The organism is Sphingobium sp. SCG-1 (genome assembly GCF_002953135.1).
In the GTDB taxonomy this organism is placed as follows: domain Bacteria; phylum Pseudomonadota; class Alphaproteobacteria; order Sphingomonadales; family Sphingomonadaceae; genus Sphingobium.
The window spans coordinates 346,190-362,591 of the sequence record NZ_CP026372.1 but is presented as its reverse complement, the minus strand read 5'-3'; the positions used below and the strand labels follow the sequence as shown (position 1 = coordinate 362,591).

Below are 16,402 nucleotides of genomic sequence, written 5' to 3'. Positions count from 1 at the left end.
CTACCGGATTGGATAATCAGTGGTGGCGAAATTTCCCGGCGCCGTAGTTACACGACAAAGGCCATATAAACCACGGTGCAACACGCGCTCGACGACGAGCGCGTGTTGCCTGCTGGCTCCGTCTTGAACCTGTAAATGATACTATCATCGCTACATCTTCCCGTCATCACATTGACCGCAGCAGTGATATCTTAGAGCAAGTCTTCAACGCGGATCGGTAGATGTCGTATGCGCTTGCCGGTAGCATGATAGACGGCATTCACAATCGCGGCCGTGGCTCCAACCATGGCAACCTCTCCAACACCCTTGGCGCCTGAGATATTGAGAGCCGTGTCCGGCTGATCGAGCAATTCAACTTCGATGTCGCCAATATCGGCGTTAACCGGCACGATATAGTCGGCCAGATCGTTGTTGAGAACTCGCCCGAAACGTGGATCGACCTCGCCGATCTCACGGAGCGCCGCACCGACACCCCAGACAACGCCACCCCGAACCTGGCTCGCCGCCGTGCGATGGTTCATCACACGTCCGCAATCGGCCACGCTGACAACACGCGAAACTCGCACCCGGCCGGTCGTCGTTTCGACATGTACCTCAGCGAAATGGGCTATCCAGCTCCATGCGCTGAACGGCGGATCTCCACCACCTGGACCGCCCGATGCCCCACCGCCTGCTGAAGCGCCGCCCGGCGAAGCTTGTGGCAACTCGACGTCAAGAAACGGGCGTCGCGCTCGCGCAAGCACTGCGTGCGCAGGCCCTTCGGCCTCCTGGGGGCCGACAAGTGCCACCAGTTGCTCACGCATTTTCAGCGCAACCGCACGTACCGCAGGCGCAGCGCTGGAGCAGCCCCAGGAACCGGCAGTCAGGCTCTGCGGGGCGGCTGCGGTTTCACCCAGTTCAATGGTCAGGCGGGCGGGATCGATCTGCAATATGTTGATAAGCTCGGCGGCCACCACACTGCGCATTCCCTGACCCATCTCGTGACCACTTATGGCAATGCGGGTGGTGCCGTCTGCGCGCAGCCTGAGGCGTGCCACGGAAGGTCTCGTTCTGGCGGCGTAAGCCCCGGCAGCGACACCCAGTCCCACGAGTCGTCCGTCCTTGGTCCGCATCGACCGGGGTTCGGACTTGCGCCTTTCCCAGTCGAACAGCGCCGCACCGCGCCGCAGGCAGTCCGCAAGCCGGCGTGTCGAATAAGGTTTGCCGTCGATAGGATCTTTTAGCGCATCATTCGCTAGCCGGAACGCGACCGGGTCGACGCCGAGTGAATAGGCCAATTCATCATAGGCGCATTCGGTGGCATAGCTGGACGGGTGTTCGTGCGGTGCCCGCTGGTGCGCCACTGGCTGCGCGTCCACGCGGATGCGACAATTTGTCGATCGCCAATTCGGTGTTGAATACATTCGGCTGACATGCTCGCCGTGCGCGCCGCCATACTGGTCATAGCGGCTATTCTGTTGCTCAGTGTCGTAGAGAACCGCTTGCAGCTTTCCTTGCGGCGTAGCCCCGATCCGCATGCGATGGCCGCTGTAAGGCCGATGGGTGGCGGTGTGGAAAAGCTGGGCGCGTGGCATGACGAGCTTGACCGGACGCTTCAGCAGCATCGCTGCTTTGACGACGAGCGCGCTCTGCACCTGCAGCCCGTTCTTCTGCCCGAAACCGCCACCCAGATAGGGGCTGCTCCCCTCCAGCATATCCGGCTCTACACCCAGCACGGCCGCAAGGCCCGACTTCAAGGCGGCTGCGTTCTGTGTGCCTTCCATAACGACGATCTTGCCATCGACGAACGCAGCCGTTGTCGAAATCATCTCCATTGCATTGTGATGCTGCTGAGGGTGAAGATAGCGAACGTCTATCTTGTGCGCCGCAGCATCGAACGCGGCCTGTGCGTCGCCAGCCTCTTCGTCGACCGCGAAGGGTTCCCGTTCGGCCCCCGGTTGGTCGTGCCAAGCGGCGAATGCAGCCGGTCGATAGTAAGGGCGGACGGTCTCGGCGCCCTCGATGGCCGCCTCTAACGTTTCGGCGACCACAAGCGCGACCGGCTCCCCCCGGTGGCGAACCGATGGACGCTTCATCGGCTGATAACCTGGCTTCTGCCCCCCACCCCCTCTGCTGGCCGGCGTTTCGGCGAGGTCAGTAAAGTCGCGCCAGGTGAATATCCGGATGACGCCCGGAATACGTGAGGCGGCTTCCGTGTCGATCGACTCGATGTCACCTTTGGCAATGGTTGCGGGAACCGTCATGGCGTGAAGCAGTCCGGGAACCTGCCGATCGGCTGCAAACAGGGCCTTGCCCAACACCTTGTCCCGTGCATCGAAGCGGGGACGATCAGGATTTTGTTCGAGAGGCATCATGCGCTCCTTCCTGCAGCGATCATGATGGCATCCGCCAGCGTGCGGGCGCCAAGTTCGATCTTGAAACCATTTTGCGACCCGGCTCGGGCCGTGGCGAACGCCGCACGGGCTGCGGCAATCGCATGGTCATAGGTCAGACGTTGCCCTTCAAGCTGCGCCTCCGTTTCCAGCGCCCGCCAGGGACGTGTGACCATGCCACCTATTGCGATATGTGCACGCTCGATCCGGTCACCATCCATCGAAAGCGCGACAGCCGCCGAAGCCAAAGCAAATGCAAAAGACTCACGGTCACGGATTTTATGGTAGGTAGAGCGGCGGCCGGCTTTTGTCTTCGGCACCGAGATACCGGTGACCACCTCTCCGGGAGTAAGGTTGAACTCGATGTGCGGCGTTGCTTCTGGCAGTCGATAAAAGTCGACGATCGGAACCATGCGAATGCCACTCGGCCCGAGCACCTCAACTACCGCGTCTAGCGCCGTTAGCGCCACCGGCCAGTCTCCCGGTGAGACGGCGGTGCAGGAGGAACTTGTCCCCAATACCGCCTGACCGCGGTCGAGGCCGCCGATTGCAGCGCAGCCCGATCCAGGCTCGCGCTTGTTGCAGGGATAGATGCCCCCCGCGCCGTTGCGGAAATACAGGCAGCGCGTCCGCTGCATGAGGTTGCCGCCCACACTCGCCATGTTACGCAATTGCTGTGAGGCGGCTTTCGACAAACTCTGCGCCAACACCGGATAGTCGCGACGGACGACCTCATGTTCGGCCACGTCGGCCATCCGGGCGCCAGCACCGAAGAACAGCCGGTCGCCTTGTGTCTCGATCCGGGTGGAGCCTTCCAGGTCGGCGATGTCGATAAGGTGAGTGGGCCGCTCGACACCAAGCTTCATCAGGTCATACAAGGTGGTGCCGCCAGCGATGTAGCGCGCCTGCCCGCTAGCGCCGGAGAATGCCTGCACGGCTTCGGCAGCGGTTTGGACACGCGTATATTGGAGTGGTTGCACGAGTCAGGCCTCCTTCATCTGGGCAGCAGCCTGTTCGACCGCGGCGACGATGCCCACGTAGGCGCCGCAGCGGCAGATATTGCCGCTCAGATACTCGCGGATCTGATCGCGCGACGTGGCGTGCCCTTCGCGCACGCAGGCGATCGCCGCCATGATCTGCCCCGGCGTGCAATAACCGCATTGCAACGCATCGTGGTCGATGAAGGCCTGCTGCATCGGGTGCAGCGCCTCGCCATCGGCAATGCCCTCGATGGTGGTGACTTCCCGTCCGTTGGCCTTTGCTGCCATCGTCAAGCAGGATGCCACGCGGCGGCCGTCGATGTGAACCGTACAGGCGCCGCATTGCCCATGATCGCAGCCTTTCTTCGCGCCAGTCAGCGCCAGCCGTTCCCGCAGGGTGTCAAGGAGCGAGGCCCTTGCGTCGACTTCAAGCTTGACTGCACGGCCGTTGATGCGCGTGGCGATAGGGACGGTAATGCCATTCTCCGGCAATTTGGCCGGGCCTGTCTCCTGCGCCTGTGCACCGTCGGCCAAGGCCATCCCCACAAGCGGGGCGGCGGCGCCGGCTTCCAGAACATCGCGGCGGCTGACGGCTCCGGTCATGCTCTCGGGCCGTGGCGGATCCTGCGGCGGCCTCACAGTCCGGCTCCTATCGAAGCGTCTATCAGCTGCCTGAAGGAGAGTTGAAGAACTTGGAGCTTCACGAGATTTATAGTCATGGGGATGCCCTTTTCCTTCGCAAATGGAAGTGAGAAATATCGAAAAGTCGGCGCGCCGGACGCTGCCCGTTCCGCGCCAGATGTCGTTTGCCGCTCAAGCCGCGAAGCAGGACTTCGCTCGGGGCGTCCTGCGCCCCCGAACGCGCGGGTTGATAAGCGCCAACACCGATTCTGCGCGCTATCGTGAAGCCGATCGTCACGTTGTCGACGCCGTTCACGGCGCTGACACCACCGCCATGCATCCGGGCAACAGCCTTGACGATCGCGAGGCCGAGGCCGTGCGTGTGGCCATCGGACCGGCGCGATGGGTCGGCACAATAGAAGCGATCGAAGATACGCGGGAGCGCGGACTCGGGAATCGGTGGACCCGAGTTGGTCACGCTCACAGCAACCTCGTCGTCCAGTGTCTCCACCCTGACGAGCACAGGCCCCTTCGCGGCGCCATGGCGTATCGCATTGTCGAGCAGATTGGCCAAGGCACGGCCGAACAGGGCTCGCTCGATGCAGCATGTCGCCTGCCCCTCAATGCTGACGGTCGTTTCGCTCTCTTCGAAGAGAACTTCCATGAACTCCGTAGTCCGCTTGCACTCGGCTGCCAGGTCCACCAGCACCAGGTTGCTGACAATACCGCCAGCGTCGGCGCGGGCGAGAAAAAGCATGTCGTTGATGATCGTGCGAAGGCGGTTCAGATCCTCCAGATTTGATCGCAGCACTCGCGCCAACTCGTCCCGAGAACGCTCCCGCGCGAGCGCCAGTTCGGTTTCTCCGATCAGGTTGGTGAGCGGTGTCCTGAGTTCGTGCGCGACATCGGCATTGAAGTCGGACAGTTTCTGATGGGACTGGTGGAGGCGACCGAGCGCATCATTGAAGGACAGCACAAGACCTTCCAGCTCAGATGGCAGTCCGTCAGTCGGCAATCTTAGCGCCAGATCGCCCTCTCCGAGCCGTTGGGCGTGCGTGGAAAGGCGATCGGCAGGCTCAAGGCCCCGGCGTGCGATCCACCAGCCAAGTCCGGACACCGCTATGATGGTCAACAGCGATGTGCCGATGATACCAAGGGCAAGTGTCCTCCGGGCCTGATGCAAAGGTTCCTGATCGAGGGCGATAATGAGACGAGTTTCCGGCCGCTGCTGTTTGGCAGGGATGGTTCCGGCAAATGTCGAGTAAGTCCGGCCGCCAAAATCTATTGTGTCATGGCCGTTATTTGCGCGTGCGAACTGCGCCTGCGCCAAAAGGCTGGTGCCAAAGCGGAAAGAGGGATTCCTGCTGTCCGTTACGAAATGCAAGCCGCGATCGGTGGCTTCAAAGTCAGCCAGTTTTCCGGTGAGGCGCCGCCATCCGCCATGACCTTCGTTGGATGCAGCCATGCGTGCTATGATAATATACCTGCCGTGCAACTCCTCCCGGCTGTGTCTGCTGAACTCCGCCGACTGCTGCATGAAGAGCCCGACGCTCGCAATCAGCGACACTAGGGCCGTCGCGAGGCCGAACATGATCGCCAGGCGTAGCGAGATGGATCGGGTCCGCATCATTCCGCAACCGCCTCGCCACGAGGCTCAAGCGTATATCCCATACCCCGCACAGTGTGCAGCAGCTTCTCCTCTCCCGGCTGTTCGAGCTTTGCTCTAAGGCGCTTGACGGCAACTTCGACCACATTGGTGTTCGTATCGAAGTTGATGTCCCATACGAGTTCGGCAATCGCCGTTTTCGAGACAATGTGAGAGCGGCGCCGGGCTAGAACTTCAAGCAGCGCGAACTCTTTCGCCGTAAGGCTGAGCCGACGAGCCTGTCGTGTGACCCGACGTGCGATGAAGTCGATGTGCAAATCTCCAATTTGCAGATCGGCCGTTGTTTGCGGCTGATGGCGACGCACCATCAGATCGAGGCGCGCGAGCAGTTCCAGGAAGGAGAAGGGCTTGACGAGGTAGTCGTCGGCTCCGCCCCTTAAACCCCGCACTCGATCATCCACTTGGTCGCGCGCTGTCAGCATGATGACCGGCGTTGCGCAGTCTTTCCGCAGTTGTTGCAGCAGGCCAAAACCATCGAGGCCGGGGAGCATAACATCCAGGATGACCGCGTCGTACATGCCGGTCTGAGCCAGATAGAGACCTTCCGGCCCGGTCGAAGCGACTTCGGCAATCCAGCCTTCCTCCGACAAGCCTTTGCGCAAGTAATCCCGCGTCTTTGGCTCATCTTCGACGATGAGAATCTTCATGACGCGCTAAAACCTTTCGGCCGGTTCGGATTTTCCTTCAGTTCTTCGCCGGTCTGGATCATCTGTGGAATCTCGCCAAGGCTGAGTGAGTTGTGCCAGTTGCATCGGTCATATGCCTGACAGCTAACTTACAATCTCGTCATATAGGAATGAGGCGCATGGCGAGATACTCGCTCCTCACAAATTGCACCGGTTCTTACGGGCAATCGCCGCACGCGATAAATCATGCCGCATGCGACCGCGTACCGCGATCAGCGCCGGGGAAAACCCTCCATTGACGTGCGTTCGGAATAACGCTCAGGTTGATCGGGTCGGATCGGTGAGCGGATCCATGGCTGCGGGTGGCACTTCGTCTCGCGTCGGCAGGAGGCCACTGGTTTGCCGTTCGATCATTCGATGCACCTGCGGTCCCTCCGGACCTTGATGCAATTGGCCGATACGGATTGAATTTGCCGCGTCCGCCTGCGTTCGCCGATGATTATGGCGCACATAATCCAGCCACGTAGGCACATTGTAACGCTCGATCCACAAGTTCTCTTCGCCCAAATCGCGCAACAATGTCCAATGGCGGGCTCCATCACGCATTCGAATACGCCTCCGCTCATTCATGGCGGCAAGGAAGTCCCTGATCTGGATGGGTGCTATTCTGTACTCGATGGTCACGACAATCGGCCCGCTGCGCGGCTCGATTTCCACTGTAAGTTCCGGCTCCCGCCAGCGATTTTGCGGGTCCAGATTGAGGGTTTCGACTTGCGGCAGCTTTAGGAAGAGGCCGATTGGAACACTAAGGGCCTGGAGCGCGGCCGCCCACGCTAACGAAGAGGCGACCCCATGCGCTTCGGCAATTTCTCCGAACAGCCAGCTTCCGATGGCCATCGCGCCGAATGCGGCCATCTGGTATAGTGCCACGGCGCGACCGACAACCCAGCGAGGTGTAGCCATCTGGACGGTCACGTTGAATGTCGACAACGCCAACACCCATCCGGCTCCGGCAAGGACCAGGGCCAACATGGTTATTTGCGTAAGCGTACTCCAACTGCTTGCTGCGGCACCAATAGTGATCGCGGCAGCCGCAATCCTGACGATCCATTCGCTCGAAAACTTACGTCTTAGCTTTCCGCTTGAAAGAGCGCCGATCACAGCCCCCACACCAAACGCTCCGGAGAGAATACCGTAGGTGAGCGCGCCACCTGATAACTGATCGCGCGCAATCAGGGGCATAAGGGCGGGAATGGCGCTGGCGGCGAAGCCAAAAACCGCCGCCCGTGCCATGACGCCGCGTAGATTGGGTGACATCGCAACGTACCGTACACCTGCGCCCATCGCAGTAGCGATGCTTTCCCTCGGGACGACTCGCGGAGCCCGCTCGGGCCGCCAGCGCGCCAGAACACCTATCAGCCCGATATAGCTGACAGCATTAATGGCGAAAGCTGCCGCGGCGCCTGCAACGGATACGATCGCACCTCCAATCGCGGGGCCGACGCTCCGGGCGATATTGAAGCCCGTGCTGTTGAGCGAGACCGCCGCGGGAAGTATCTTGCGGGGCACTATATCGCCCACGGACGCCTGCCACGACGGCCCGTTGAAGGCTGTGCCGCAACCGATCAAGAAGGTGAAAACCAGAAGCAGGACTGGCGTCAAAATGTCTGCCCATGCGCACACAGTTAACGCCAATGAAATCGCCAGCATGAAAATCTGCGATGTCAGCATGACGATCCGTCGGTCCAGATTGTCGGCGATAGCCCCCGCAAGTAGGGACAGTAACATGATCGGCAGCGCCGTGGAGGATTGCACCAGAGCAACAAATGATGCCGAAGCGGTGAGAGATGTCATCATCCACGATGCGCCGACCGACTGGATCAATCCGCCCAGATTGGACGCAACGCTTGCGATCCACACTGCACGGAAGATCGGTATGCTAAACGCAGACGTGGACGCTGAAGTGGAGGGGACAGAAGTCATCGGCTGCAAGGATCGTAGCCAAGAGCGGTTCGGATCACCATAGGTAAGGTCTACGTGTCATTCGTGTCCTCCGCCAGTTCGTAGCTTTGTGTAAATGAACGGCGAACGAGCCATATCCCCCTGCATCGAATTTTTCGAACCTGTGTCTCGCCGGTGCGTTGTGTCTTTTAAGGAGACATGCATGCGCAAGCTTAGACCACTGAACAAACAGGTCATTGTGATAACCGGCGCATCCAGCGGGATCGGCAGGGCAACTGCCCTTGCCGCTGCCACCAAAGGCGCGCGAGTCGTTCTCGCTGCACGGGGAGCAGATGCTCTGGACGAGCTTGCCCGCAAGATCCAGGTAAATGGAGGGATAGCGCACGCGGTCATTGCCGATGTCAGCGATCACGAAGCCGTCGCGAATCTGGCGGCGGAAGCGCTCTCTCAGTTCGGCACAATAGACACATGGGTGAACAATGCCGGCGTGTCGATCTCGGGCCGGTTAGAGGACATTCCCGTGGAAGATGCGCGGCGTCTGTTCGACGTCAATTTCTGGGGCATGGTGCACGGCTCCATGGTCGCCCTGCCGATCCTGAAGGCAAAGGGCGGCGCACTCATCAACATGGGCAGCATTACATCGGATGTGGCTGGACCTTTCATGGGCATGTATTCAGCCTCGAAGCAGGCGATCAAAGGCTTTACCGACGCGCTTCGCATTGAGTTAGAGATGGAAGACGCGCCGGTTTCCGTCACGCTGATAAAGCCCGGCCCGGTTGCCACGCCCATATTAGAGCATCAGCGCAATTATCTGGACCGGAAGGCAACGATGCCGCCGCCCTTCTATATGCCAGAGGATGTCGCGGCGGCCATCCTGCACGCCGCCCAGCACCCCTCTCGCGACCTGTTCGTCGGGGGCGCGACGCAGCTGGGCACGATGGCGGCGCATGCGATGCCGCATGTATCGGATAAGGTTTTTGCAGCGGTCGGCCCTAAGACATTTAGGACGCGGAAGGCCGCGGGCGTCGAGGCAGACAATCTTTACGCTCCTTCCCGGCACAATGCCGTCCATGGCGATACAAGGGGCCATGTACCTCGTCGCAGCTTCTACACTCGCGCAAGAACCTCTCCCGGAATAACGTCGTTGCTGGCGGTAGGCGCGGTCACCGCCGGCTTGCTGCTCAAGGCCGCGCTTTCGCCCATCAAGACAGGACGGGCTGGTCCCGCATCCCCGCCTCCAGATAGCAATGCAACGGACGCGAACGCCACCACCGACAGCGTGTTGGAGAAGATGGAAGATGCACAGGAAACGGCGGCAAAGCTGCGCGAACAGGAAGGCGGCTACCAATAATGATGCAGCTAACCTGTTAGGCAAGCACAGGATAGCGTCTTAGGTTAGTAACTCCCTAGGCGTTGCTACTGATCGACCGTTCGTTGCGCGCCGCTTAAAACGGCCGCCATGCAGATCGCGTCCGACCGGAAAGCATGGGGCGATATCGCCAAGGGTGTCGGCATCCTCGCGATTGTAACAAGCCACGTTGTCGTTCACGACAAGACGCTGCCCAGCGATACGTACAAAATGGTCATGGGCCTGGTGAACATGCCGACCTTCTTCGTGCTGTCGGGAACGATGTTCAGGCCGGCCGAGATGGGGAGCTTCTTCGCCAGACGCGTGCGGTCGATCGCCGTGCCTTACTTCGCGTTCCTTCTGCTGGTGACTCTGCTGGTCGCAGCGCGGGACGTCGTCCTGCCGAATCCCAGCATGCCGCATCTTTGGCAATTTCTGTGGGGCGGCGAGGAGTTGAAAGGCGACTTCGGCACCTTCTGGTTCCTGTCCGCCTTGTTCTTCACGCAGTTGCTGTACAATCTGGTGGCCTCGCGTCATCCCGATCCGACAGGGCTGCCCCTGGTCCTGCTGGCCTCTGGCATTCTGCTGGGGGGAACAGCGCTGGATCAACTCGCAAAGGGCTGGGCATTGCCGTGGAGCCTCCACTTGCTGCCCTACACGGTGCCGCTGTTCTGGTTTGGGCATCTGCTTCAGCGGGAGCAGCAGCATCGTACGCTGATCTACGCAGGCCTTGCCGCGATTGGCGTGGCGACGCTCGTCGCGCTTTCGCAAGGTTTTCATTTCTGGATCGCCATGAAGGGCCGCCAGATCGAGCCGCCGGTAATAGGGCTGCTGGTGGGCTTCGTCACCGCCAAGCTTGCAATATCCATCTATCGATTGACGGCGGTCGTTCCGGGGATTTCACATGCACTCGGCTTTGCGGGAAAGCGTTCGCTGGTGATCCTGTGCCTGCACCAGTTCGTGCATTTCAGCCTCCGCAGGGTGGGCGTCGAGACGACCTGGATCCTGATCCTTTTCGCTTTCTCTCTTCCTGCCCTATCGGTCATCTTCTTTGAACGATTCGCTTGGAGCAGAGCAATATTCCTGGGCCGAACAAAACCCCGCCGCAACGTTGAAGCGGCGACCGGCCCGGCCATTCCCGTTGCTGCCGCCTGAGCCCCTTATGTCTCGCGGCAGCACCAGCAAGCGGCCAAAAATGAGCAGCGGCGGCTGCATCCGTTCTGGATGAATATCGTATCTGTTTCGGTGCATTAAAAATTAAGGCTCTTCCCGTAGACCATAGCTGCGCCATCGAAAGACAGAGCAGTATATGCGTTCGCCTAACACGAAGAATACCATGCGTGTTCATGACGACGCCATGGTGACGGGGCTCTTGCCGTGAAAGTGGCGATTGTCCATCCTTGGTTCATTACTAACGGCGGCGGTGAGAAAGTCGTCGAAGCATTTGCGCGCCTGTATCCAGATGCCGACTTCTTTGGGCTGATGGTTTCCGCAGAACACATCCCGCCGACGCTTCAGGGCAGGACTATTCATTCGACTTTTCTGGATTATGTCCCCCGCTCCCGGCAATATTACAAGCACCTCTCACCGCTTTATCCTATTGCCGCACATTCGCTTGATGTGTCGCAATATGATTTGGTTATCAGTTCGGGCGGTCCTGCCGCCAAGAATGTGAAAATCGGCGCTCATGCCGTTCATGTGCATTACTGTCATTCACCGGTCCGATTTCTTTGGGACCAATTTCCGGTGTGGCAGGCGAAACTGCCTGCCATCGCCCGGCCCCTGTATCGCGCAAGCTGCGCCTACTTACGCAAATGGGATTATCTGGCGGCGCAGCGCGTCGATGCGTTCATCGCCAACTCCGATTATGTGGGAGAGCGGATTCGCCGCTTTTATGGTCGCGAAAGCACGACAATTTATCCTCCGGTCGCGGTCCAGCCCGTCTATGTTCCCGTTACGCCAAGTGATTATTATCTCTCTGTGGGGCGGCTGGTGGACCACAAGCGCGTCGACCTCGTCATCGAAGCCTGCAACCGGTTACGCCGGTCTCTTCTGATCGTCGGTTCCGGGCCGGAAGAATCAAAGCTCAAGGCAATGGCAGGGCCGACCATCCGCTTTGCCGGGCGTGTTGACGACGACGTGCTGGAAGGGCATTTTCGCAGCGCGCGTGCCTTTTTGTTCGCGGGAGATGAGGACTTCGGTATCGCCACGGTCGAAGCACAGTCCTATGGTTTGCCGGTGATCGCTTACGAGAGCGGCGGTACGCTGGAAATCGTGGATTGTGCGCCGAGCACGCCCACCGGCGTCCTGTTCCCCGCGCAAACCAGCGAAGCGATCACGCAGGCCATTCACGAATTCGAGGCGTTCGAGCACCGGTTCGACCGGCAGCATATCTGGGAGCGCTCGACTCGCTTCAACGAAGCCGTGTTCGATTACCGGGTCGTGGCGTTCATCGATGCGCTGCTGAACGAGAGGCATGCTGCCGTCGCAGCGGAATGAGCGCGCAATGACCATTGCGCCGCCCGCACCGCTCCCGCAAGTCTATCATCGGCATCGCCTGACGCCACAAGACAAGACATCCGCGCGCGTTCAGTCTTCGGCAGAAGGCTTTTCGCCCGCGCAATTCGCCTGGATGAGGATACCGCCGCCCATGCCTGCCCGGTTGGACTGGGGAAAAGTCACGATCCTGTTGTTGATGCTGCCGCTGTTTGGGCAGAGCTTTCACTACATCAAGGATCTGCCGCCACTCTGGGCATTGTCCAAGGCATTCCCGCTGGTCGCACTGCCGCTGGCGCCGGTGCTGCTCTATCGTCCGTATTCGCCATTCTCTCGGCAACTGGGTTTCACGTTCCTCTGGCTGGTGCTGATCTCCAGCTTCGCGGCAGTGCCGGCTTTCGGCCAGAGCTTCTTCATGGGCCTGACAGGGCAGATCAAGCTGCTGCCAATCCTCTCCTTCTTCTCCTTCCTTGGCCTGCTTTACTGGCAGAAGCCGACCTTACGGGAACTCACCGCCGCTTTCGTGATCTGCGGCGTTGCCACATTGGTCGTATTATTGGCCGTCTGGCTCCTTGCGCCGCAAAGCTGGTATGTCGGCACGATCGAAGTGGGAGACGCTCCGCTGCTATCCGCTGACGCGCGGGGCAATCGCATCCGGATGCCGATGTTCTTCGCGGTACTGGCGATGTTCTACTGGTACAGGATCGCCAACCAGAAGCGGCAGATGAAATATATGGTGCTGGTCGCGCTCGTGCTCGCCTGCTTGATGGGCCTGGTGCGCACGCGGGCGCTGGTGCTGGGCAGCGTGGCGACGCTGGCGGCGGCGATGCTGGTCGCGACGACTCCGCGCCGCCGGATGATCGTGCTGATCCTCGTGCCGATTCTGCTGATCGCGATGTTCCAGATCCCCTACGTCGCCAGCGTGTTCGACACCGACCAGAATTCAGGATTGCAGGTACGTGTCATCACGGCGCAGAAGGCCACCGCTTTCCTGGGCGAGGACTGGATCAACTGGCTGTTCGGCGTAGGGTCGATCAGTTCGATCGATCCCAAGGGAATGGCGCATTTCTTCAGCCACTATTTCTTTCTGGCGGACATCACCTGGCTCGGCATCATTTTTGAATTCGGACTGGTAGGCGCGGCGCTGCTGCTCGCCATGCCGGCGCGCGGCATGTATTTCCTGCGCAAGCTGCGCAACCGGATCGATCATCCGCTGCTGGCCGCGATGCAGGATTATCTGCTGTATGTGATCTTGATTTCCGGGCTTTATCCCTCACTGACATTGCAGCCGGGGGAGGTCGCGGTGATCCTGGCGACTGCGGTTTACTGCCGCTGGGCCGTCAAGGATTTCCGCGCCCGCAAACGACCCTTTGCATGAGGATCGGCGGATTGCTCCCGATGGCGCTGCTGCTGTGTGCCGCGACGCCGCCAGCCAAGCCGATCCATATCCGCATCGACACCGCAGCGAAGGGCCATCCGATCAACCCGCTGATATACGGGGCAAGTTTTGCGTCGACCGAGGTACTGCGCGACCTTAACCTGACGGTGAACCGGACGGGTGGAAACAGTGCCTCGCTCTACAACTGGCGATCCGATGCGCGAAACGCCGGTGCGGACTACTTCTTCGAAAGTTTGCCAATAACGCATCAACTTCACGATCAGTTTGGGCGGGGTTTCATGGCGCTGAGCCGTGCAGGCGGCGCGAGCGCGCTGCTGACGGTCCCACTGACCGGCTGGGTGGCGCGGCTGGGACCGAACCGGACACCGCTCGCCAGCTTCTCAGTACAGAAATACGGCGCGCAGGCGGCGACCGACCGCTGGATGCCGGATGCGGGAAGCGGCATTGGGAAAGATGGGTGGATCATTGCCGGCAATGATCCGCTTGATGCCGCAGAGCCGACATCGGTTGCCGAGCAGCAGGCGTGGATACGCGCGCTTGTCGCCGAATGGGGCACGGCGGCGCAAAGTGGCCCGGCCTTCTACCTGATGGATAATGAGCCGAGCCTTTGGCACCGCACGCATCGCGACGTTCGTCCAGTCGGCCTACACGCGCAGGAATATGCGGATAAGGTGATCGAAGCCGCCGCCATGATAAAGGCCGTCGATCCCACGGCGAAGATCGTCGCGCCAGAGGAATGGGGTTGGGGCGGATACCACAACAGCGGGTTTGACCAGCAGCTCATAGCGGCAGGTGGTGCGAAGCCGCAATCCGACCGCGTCCTGCAAACCGGCGGGCAGGATTATCTGCCATGGCTCCTGCAGACATGGAAACGCGCGGGATATCCGGTGGATGTCGTCAGCGTCCACTTCTACCCGCAGGGCGGGGAGTATAGCTCCGGCAATGACGCCGGGTCGCCAGCGATGCAGGATCTGCGCAGCCGCTCGACGCGCCTGCTATGGGACATCGGATATGCCGAGGAAAGCTGGATTGCGCAGCCTGTCGCGCTGATCCGGTCGCTGCGGGCGTGGGTGGATCGCTACTATCGGCCGGGTACGCCGATCGCGATCACGGAATATAATTGGGGCGGCGAAAACAGCATGAGCGGAGCGCTGGCGCAGGCTGAGATATGGGGTCTGTTCGGGCGCGAACGGCTCGATATCGCGAACCGGTGGCAAGCCCCCGAAAAGGGCACGCCGACCTACCTCGCGATGAAGCTGATCCGCAACTATGATGGAAGAGGTTCCGGGTTCGGAGAGCGAAGCCTCCCGGCGATCCTTCCTGACGACGACCGGCTCTCCGCCTTTGCCGCACGCCGCAGCCGGGACGGCGCGCTGACTGTCCTGATCGTGAACAAACAGCGTGATCGGCCTGCCCGCCTCTCGATTGATCTTTCAAGCCGCATGGCGCAGGAGGCGGAGTTGCAGACAATCAGGCTTGCCGAGGGGAAACTCCAGACCTTGCCGACACAGCGCCAGTTCCAAAGCCGGATCGTCACCACCGCCCCGCCGCAGAGCGCGACGATGCTGGTCCTGAAAACCGCGCGCGCATGAGCATCACGACATTCCTGCGAACGCGGCAGGATTTCCTGCGCGCCGCCTTCGTGACCTTGGGGTCGCGGCTGCTGGACTTGCCGAGCCGCTATGGTTTCCATCTGATCGTCGCCTTCCGGCTAGGCGTGATGGATGCGGGGCTGTTCTACATCGTCTTCAGCGTTCTGACGCTGGCGGCGGGCGCAGGACGCCTCGGCATCGACCGCGCACTGACGCGCGAAGTCGCCCGCGCCATGGCCGGGCATTCCCCCAATAGCGCCCGCCTCATCATCGGCCATGGTGTACGGAGCGTGCTGTTCCTTTGCATCGGCGCGACCTTGCTGATGCTGCTGATCGCAAATCCGGTCGCGCGGCATCTGATCGGCAATCCGGCGCTGGCGAGGCCGCTGATGATCGGCGCGTTGTCGATCCCGCCATTATGCCTCAGCGTGGTGGCAGGCGGCGCACTGCTCGGCCTGATGCGTGTCGGCTACAGCCAGGCGATCTACTCGTGGCTGTGGCCCGCGATCTTCTGCCTTTGCGCCCTCGTCGTACCGCTGACGGTGTCGAGCGCGCTGTGGCTTTTGCTTGCGGCAACCTCGATCAATGCGGTGATCGGCTTTGCAATCCTCGCGCTGATGCTGCCGAAAGCTGAAGCGGGTGCCCCAGCGGGAGAGCGCGTGCCGCTGTTCGGCCTTGGCTGGTCGCTCTTCACGACGGAGATCGTGCAGTTGCTGCTCGCCTCTGCTCCCACGCTTGCGCTTGGAATCGTCACCAGCGAGAAGCAGGTCGGCTATTTCGCTTTGGCATGGCGCGTTGCGCTGATCCTGAACCTCGTCGTCAGCGCGGTCGCGGCGATGGTGTCGCCACGCTTCGCCCGCGCCCATGCACAGGGCAACCGCGCAGAGTTGATGGCGATATCGGCCCAGGCGCTTGCCATGGTCTTTGCCCTCGGGGCACCGCCGCTGATCGTGCTGATGGCGGGTGCGCGGCCGATATTGGAGCTTTTTGGTAGCGGCTATGGCGACGGCGCGATGACGCTGCGGATCCTGTTGCTAGGTCAGTTGGTCGCGATGCTTTCCGCCGGTGCGCCTGAGTTGCTGGGGATGGCAGGACATGGCAGCATGTTGCGCCGGATCAACCTGGCGGCTGCGTTGTGCCTCGGTCTTTCGCTGGCGGTGCTGACGCCGCTATTCGGGGCAAATGGCGCAGCATGGGCGACGGTAACTACCGCAGTTGTGATCGCAATCGGGGCTAATCTCGCTATTCGCCATTATCTCGATTTCCTGCCGATTGAGGCGTTTGGATCTTCCCTGCGCCTACGTCGCGCTGCCTGACTTCACCGCAATCCGCTGGACAGT

Annotated in this window: 13 protein-coding genes; 7 read left to right on the top strand and 6 right to left on the bottom strand. The window is 60.8% G+C overall.

All coding sequences use genetic code 11. The features are described 5' to 3' along the window. Positions 1-191 precede the first annotated feature (191 nt). From C1T17_RS01690 to C1T17_RS01665, 6 genes are all read right to left on the bottom strand, one after another. Positions 192-2,354 (bottom strand): xanthine dehydrogenase family protein molybdopterin-binding subunit, encoded by a 2,163-nt coding sequence (locus tag C1T17_RS01690; RefSeq protein ID WP_223262742.1) that lies wholly within the window; start codon positions 2,352-2,354, stop codon positions 192-194. Beyond that, positions 2,351-3,352 (bottom strand): FAD binding domain-containing protein, encoded by a 1,002-nt coding sequence (locus C1T17_RS01685; RefSeq protein WP_104951922.1) that lies wholly within the window; start codon positions 3,350-3,352, stop codon positions 2,351-2,353. Before C1T17_RS01685 ends, C1T17_RS01690 begins: the two co-directional genes overlap by 4 nt. Positions 3,353-3,355: 3 nt before the next feature. Further along, positions 3,356-3,955 carry a (2Fe-2S)-binding protein gene (locus tag C1T17_RS01680; protein WP_104954937.1) on the bottom strand — a complete coding sequence of 200 codons (600 nt, stop codon included), beginning with the start codon at positions 3,953-3,955 and terminating at the stop codon, positions 3,356-3,358. A 112-nt stretch (positions 3,956-4,067) separates the two neighbouring features. After that, on the bottom strand, positions 4,068-5,603 hold the full coding sequence (locus C1T17_RS01675; RefSeq protein WP_223262741.1) for a heavy metal sensor histidine kinase: 1,536 nt from the start codon (positions 5,601-5,603) through the stop codon (positions 4,068-4,070). Next, the gene (locus tag C1T17_RS01670) at positions 5,600-6,286 is read right to left on the bottom strand and encodes a heavy metal response regulator transcription factor (RefSeq protein ID WP_104951921.1); all 687 of its coding nucleotides are present in this window, start codon (positions 6,284-6,286) and stop codon (positions 5,600-5,602) included. Before C1T17_RS01670 ends, C1T17_RS01675 begins: the two co-directional genes overlap by 4 nt. Positions 6,287-6,583: 297 nt before the next feature. Beyond that, positions 6,584-8,185, bottom strand: a complete 1,602-nt coding sequence (locus C1T17_RS01665; protein ID WP_262982717.1) for an MFS transporter — start codon at positions 8,183-8,185, stop codon at positions 6,584-6,586. Between C1T17_RS01665 and C1T17_RS21870 the strand changes: the two genes are divergently transcribed. From C1T17_RS21870 to C1T17_RS01635, 7 genes are all read left to right on the top strand, one after another. Next, complete coding sequence (locus C1T17_RS21870; RefSeq protein WP_262982716.1) at positions 8,106-8,291, top strand: hypothetical protein; 186 nt, start codon at positions 8,106-8,108, stop codon at positions 8,289-8,291. The genes C1T17_RS01665 and C1T17_RS21870 overlap by 80 nt on opposite strands. Positions 8,292-8,429: 138 nt before the next feature. Next, positions 8,430-9,578, top strand: a complete 1,149-nt coding sequence (locus C1T17_RS01660; protein WP_104951919.1) for an SDR family oxidoreductase — start codon at positions 8,430-8,432, stop codon at positions 9,576-9,578. Between the two features lie 108 nt (positions 9,579-9,686). Then, the gene (locus tag C1T17_RS01655) at positions 9,687-10,730 is read left to right on the top strand and encodes an acyltransferase family protein (protein ID WP_104951918.1); all 1,044 of its coding nucleotides are present in this window, start codon (positions 9,687-9,689) and stop codon (positions 10,728-10,730) included. Between the two features lie 222 nt (positions 10,731-10,952). After that, positions 10,953-12,074: a glycosyltransferase gene (locus tag C1T17_RS01650; RefSeq protein ID WP_104951917.1), complete on the top strand. Its 1,122-nt coding sequence runs from the start codon at positions 10,953-10,955 to the stop codon at positions 12,072-12,074. Positions 12,075-12,081: 7 nt separating this feature from the next. Continuing rightward, on the top strand, positions 12,082-13,449 hold the full coding sequence (locus tag C1T17_RS01645) for a hypothetical protein (RefSeq protein WP_145958930.1): 1,368 nt from the start codon (positions 12,082-12,084) through the stop codon (positions 13,447-13,449). Further along, a complete protein-coding gene (locus C1T17_RS01640; protein WP_104951915.1) occupies positions 13,446-15,062 on the top strand; it encodes a glycoside hydrolase family 44 protein in 1,617 nt (538 codons plus the stop codon). The genes C1T17_RS01645 and C1T17_RS01640 overlap by 4 nt, the downstream gene beginning before the upstream one ends. Next, positions 15,059-16,378, top strand: coding sequence for an oligosaccharide flippase family protein (locus tag C1T17_RS01635; RefSeq protein ID WP_104951914.1), 1,320 nt, complete (start codon positions 15,059-15,061; stop codon positions 16,376-16,378). Before C1T17_RS01640 ends, C1T17_RS01635 begins: the two co-directional genes overlap by 4 nt. Positions 16,379-16,402 lie beyond the last annotated feature (24 nt).

Excerpts from the sequence above, each read along its gene's own strand:
- C1T17_RS01635 (WP_104951914.1), top strand. The coding sequence starts at position 15,059 with ATGAGCATCACGACATTCCTGCGAACGCGGCAGGATTTCCTGCGCGCC.
- C1T17_RS01645 (WP_145958930.1), top strand. The coding sequence starts at position 12,082 with ATGACCATTGCGCCGCCCGCACCGCTCCCGCAAGTCTATCATCGGCAT.
- C1T17_RS01675 (WP_223262741.1), bottom strand. The coding sequence starts at position 5,603 with ATGATGCGGACCCGATCCATCTCGCTACGCCTGGCGATCATGTTCGGC.
- C1T17_RS01655 (WP_104951918.1), top strand. The coding sequence starts at position 9,687 with ATGCAGATCGCGTCCGACCGGAAAGCATGGGGCGATATCGCCAAGGGT.
- C1T17_RS01660 (WP_104951919.1), top strand. The coding sequence starts at position 8,430 with ATGCGCAAGCTTAGACCACTGAACAAACAGGTCATTGTGATAACCGGC.
- C1T17_RS01640 (WP_104951915.1), top strand. The coding sequence starts at position 13,446 with ATGAGGATCGGCGGATTGCTCCCGATGGCGCTGCTGCTGTGTGCCGCG.
- C1T17_RS01690 (WP_223262742.1), bottom strand. The coding sequence starts at position 2,354 with ATGATGCCTCTCGAACAAAATCCTGATCGTCCCCGCTTCGATGCACGG.
- C1T17_RS01680 (WP_104954937.1), bottom strand. The coding sequence starts at position 3,955 with ATGACCGGAGCCGTCAGCCGCCGCGATGTTCTGGAAGCCGGCGCCGCC.
- C1T17_RS01670 (WP_104951921.1), bottom strand. The coding sequence starts at position 6,286 with ATGAAGATTCTCATCGTCGAAGATGAGCCAAAGACGCGGGATTACTTG.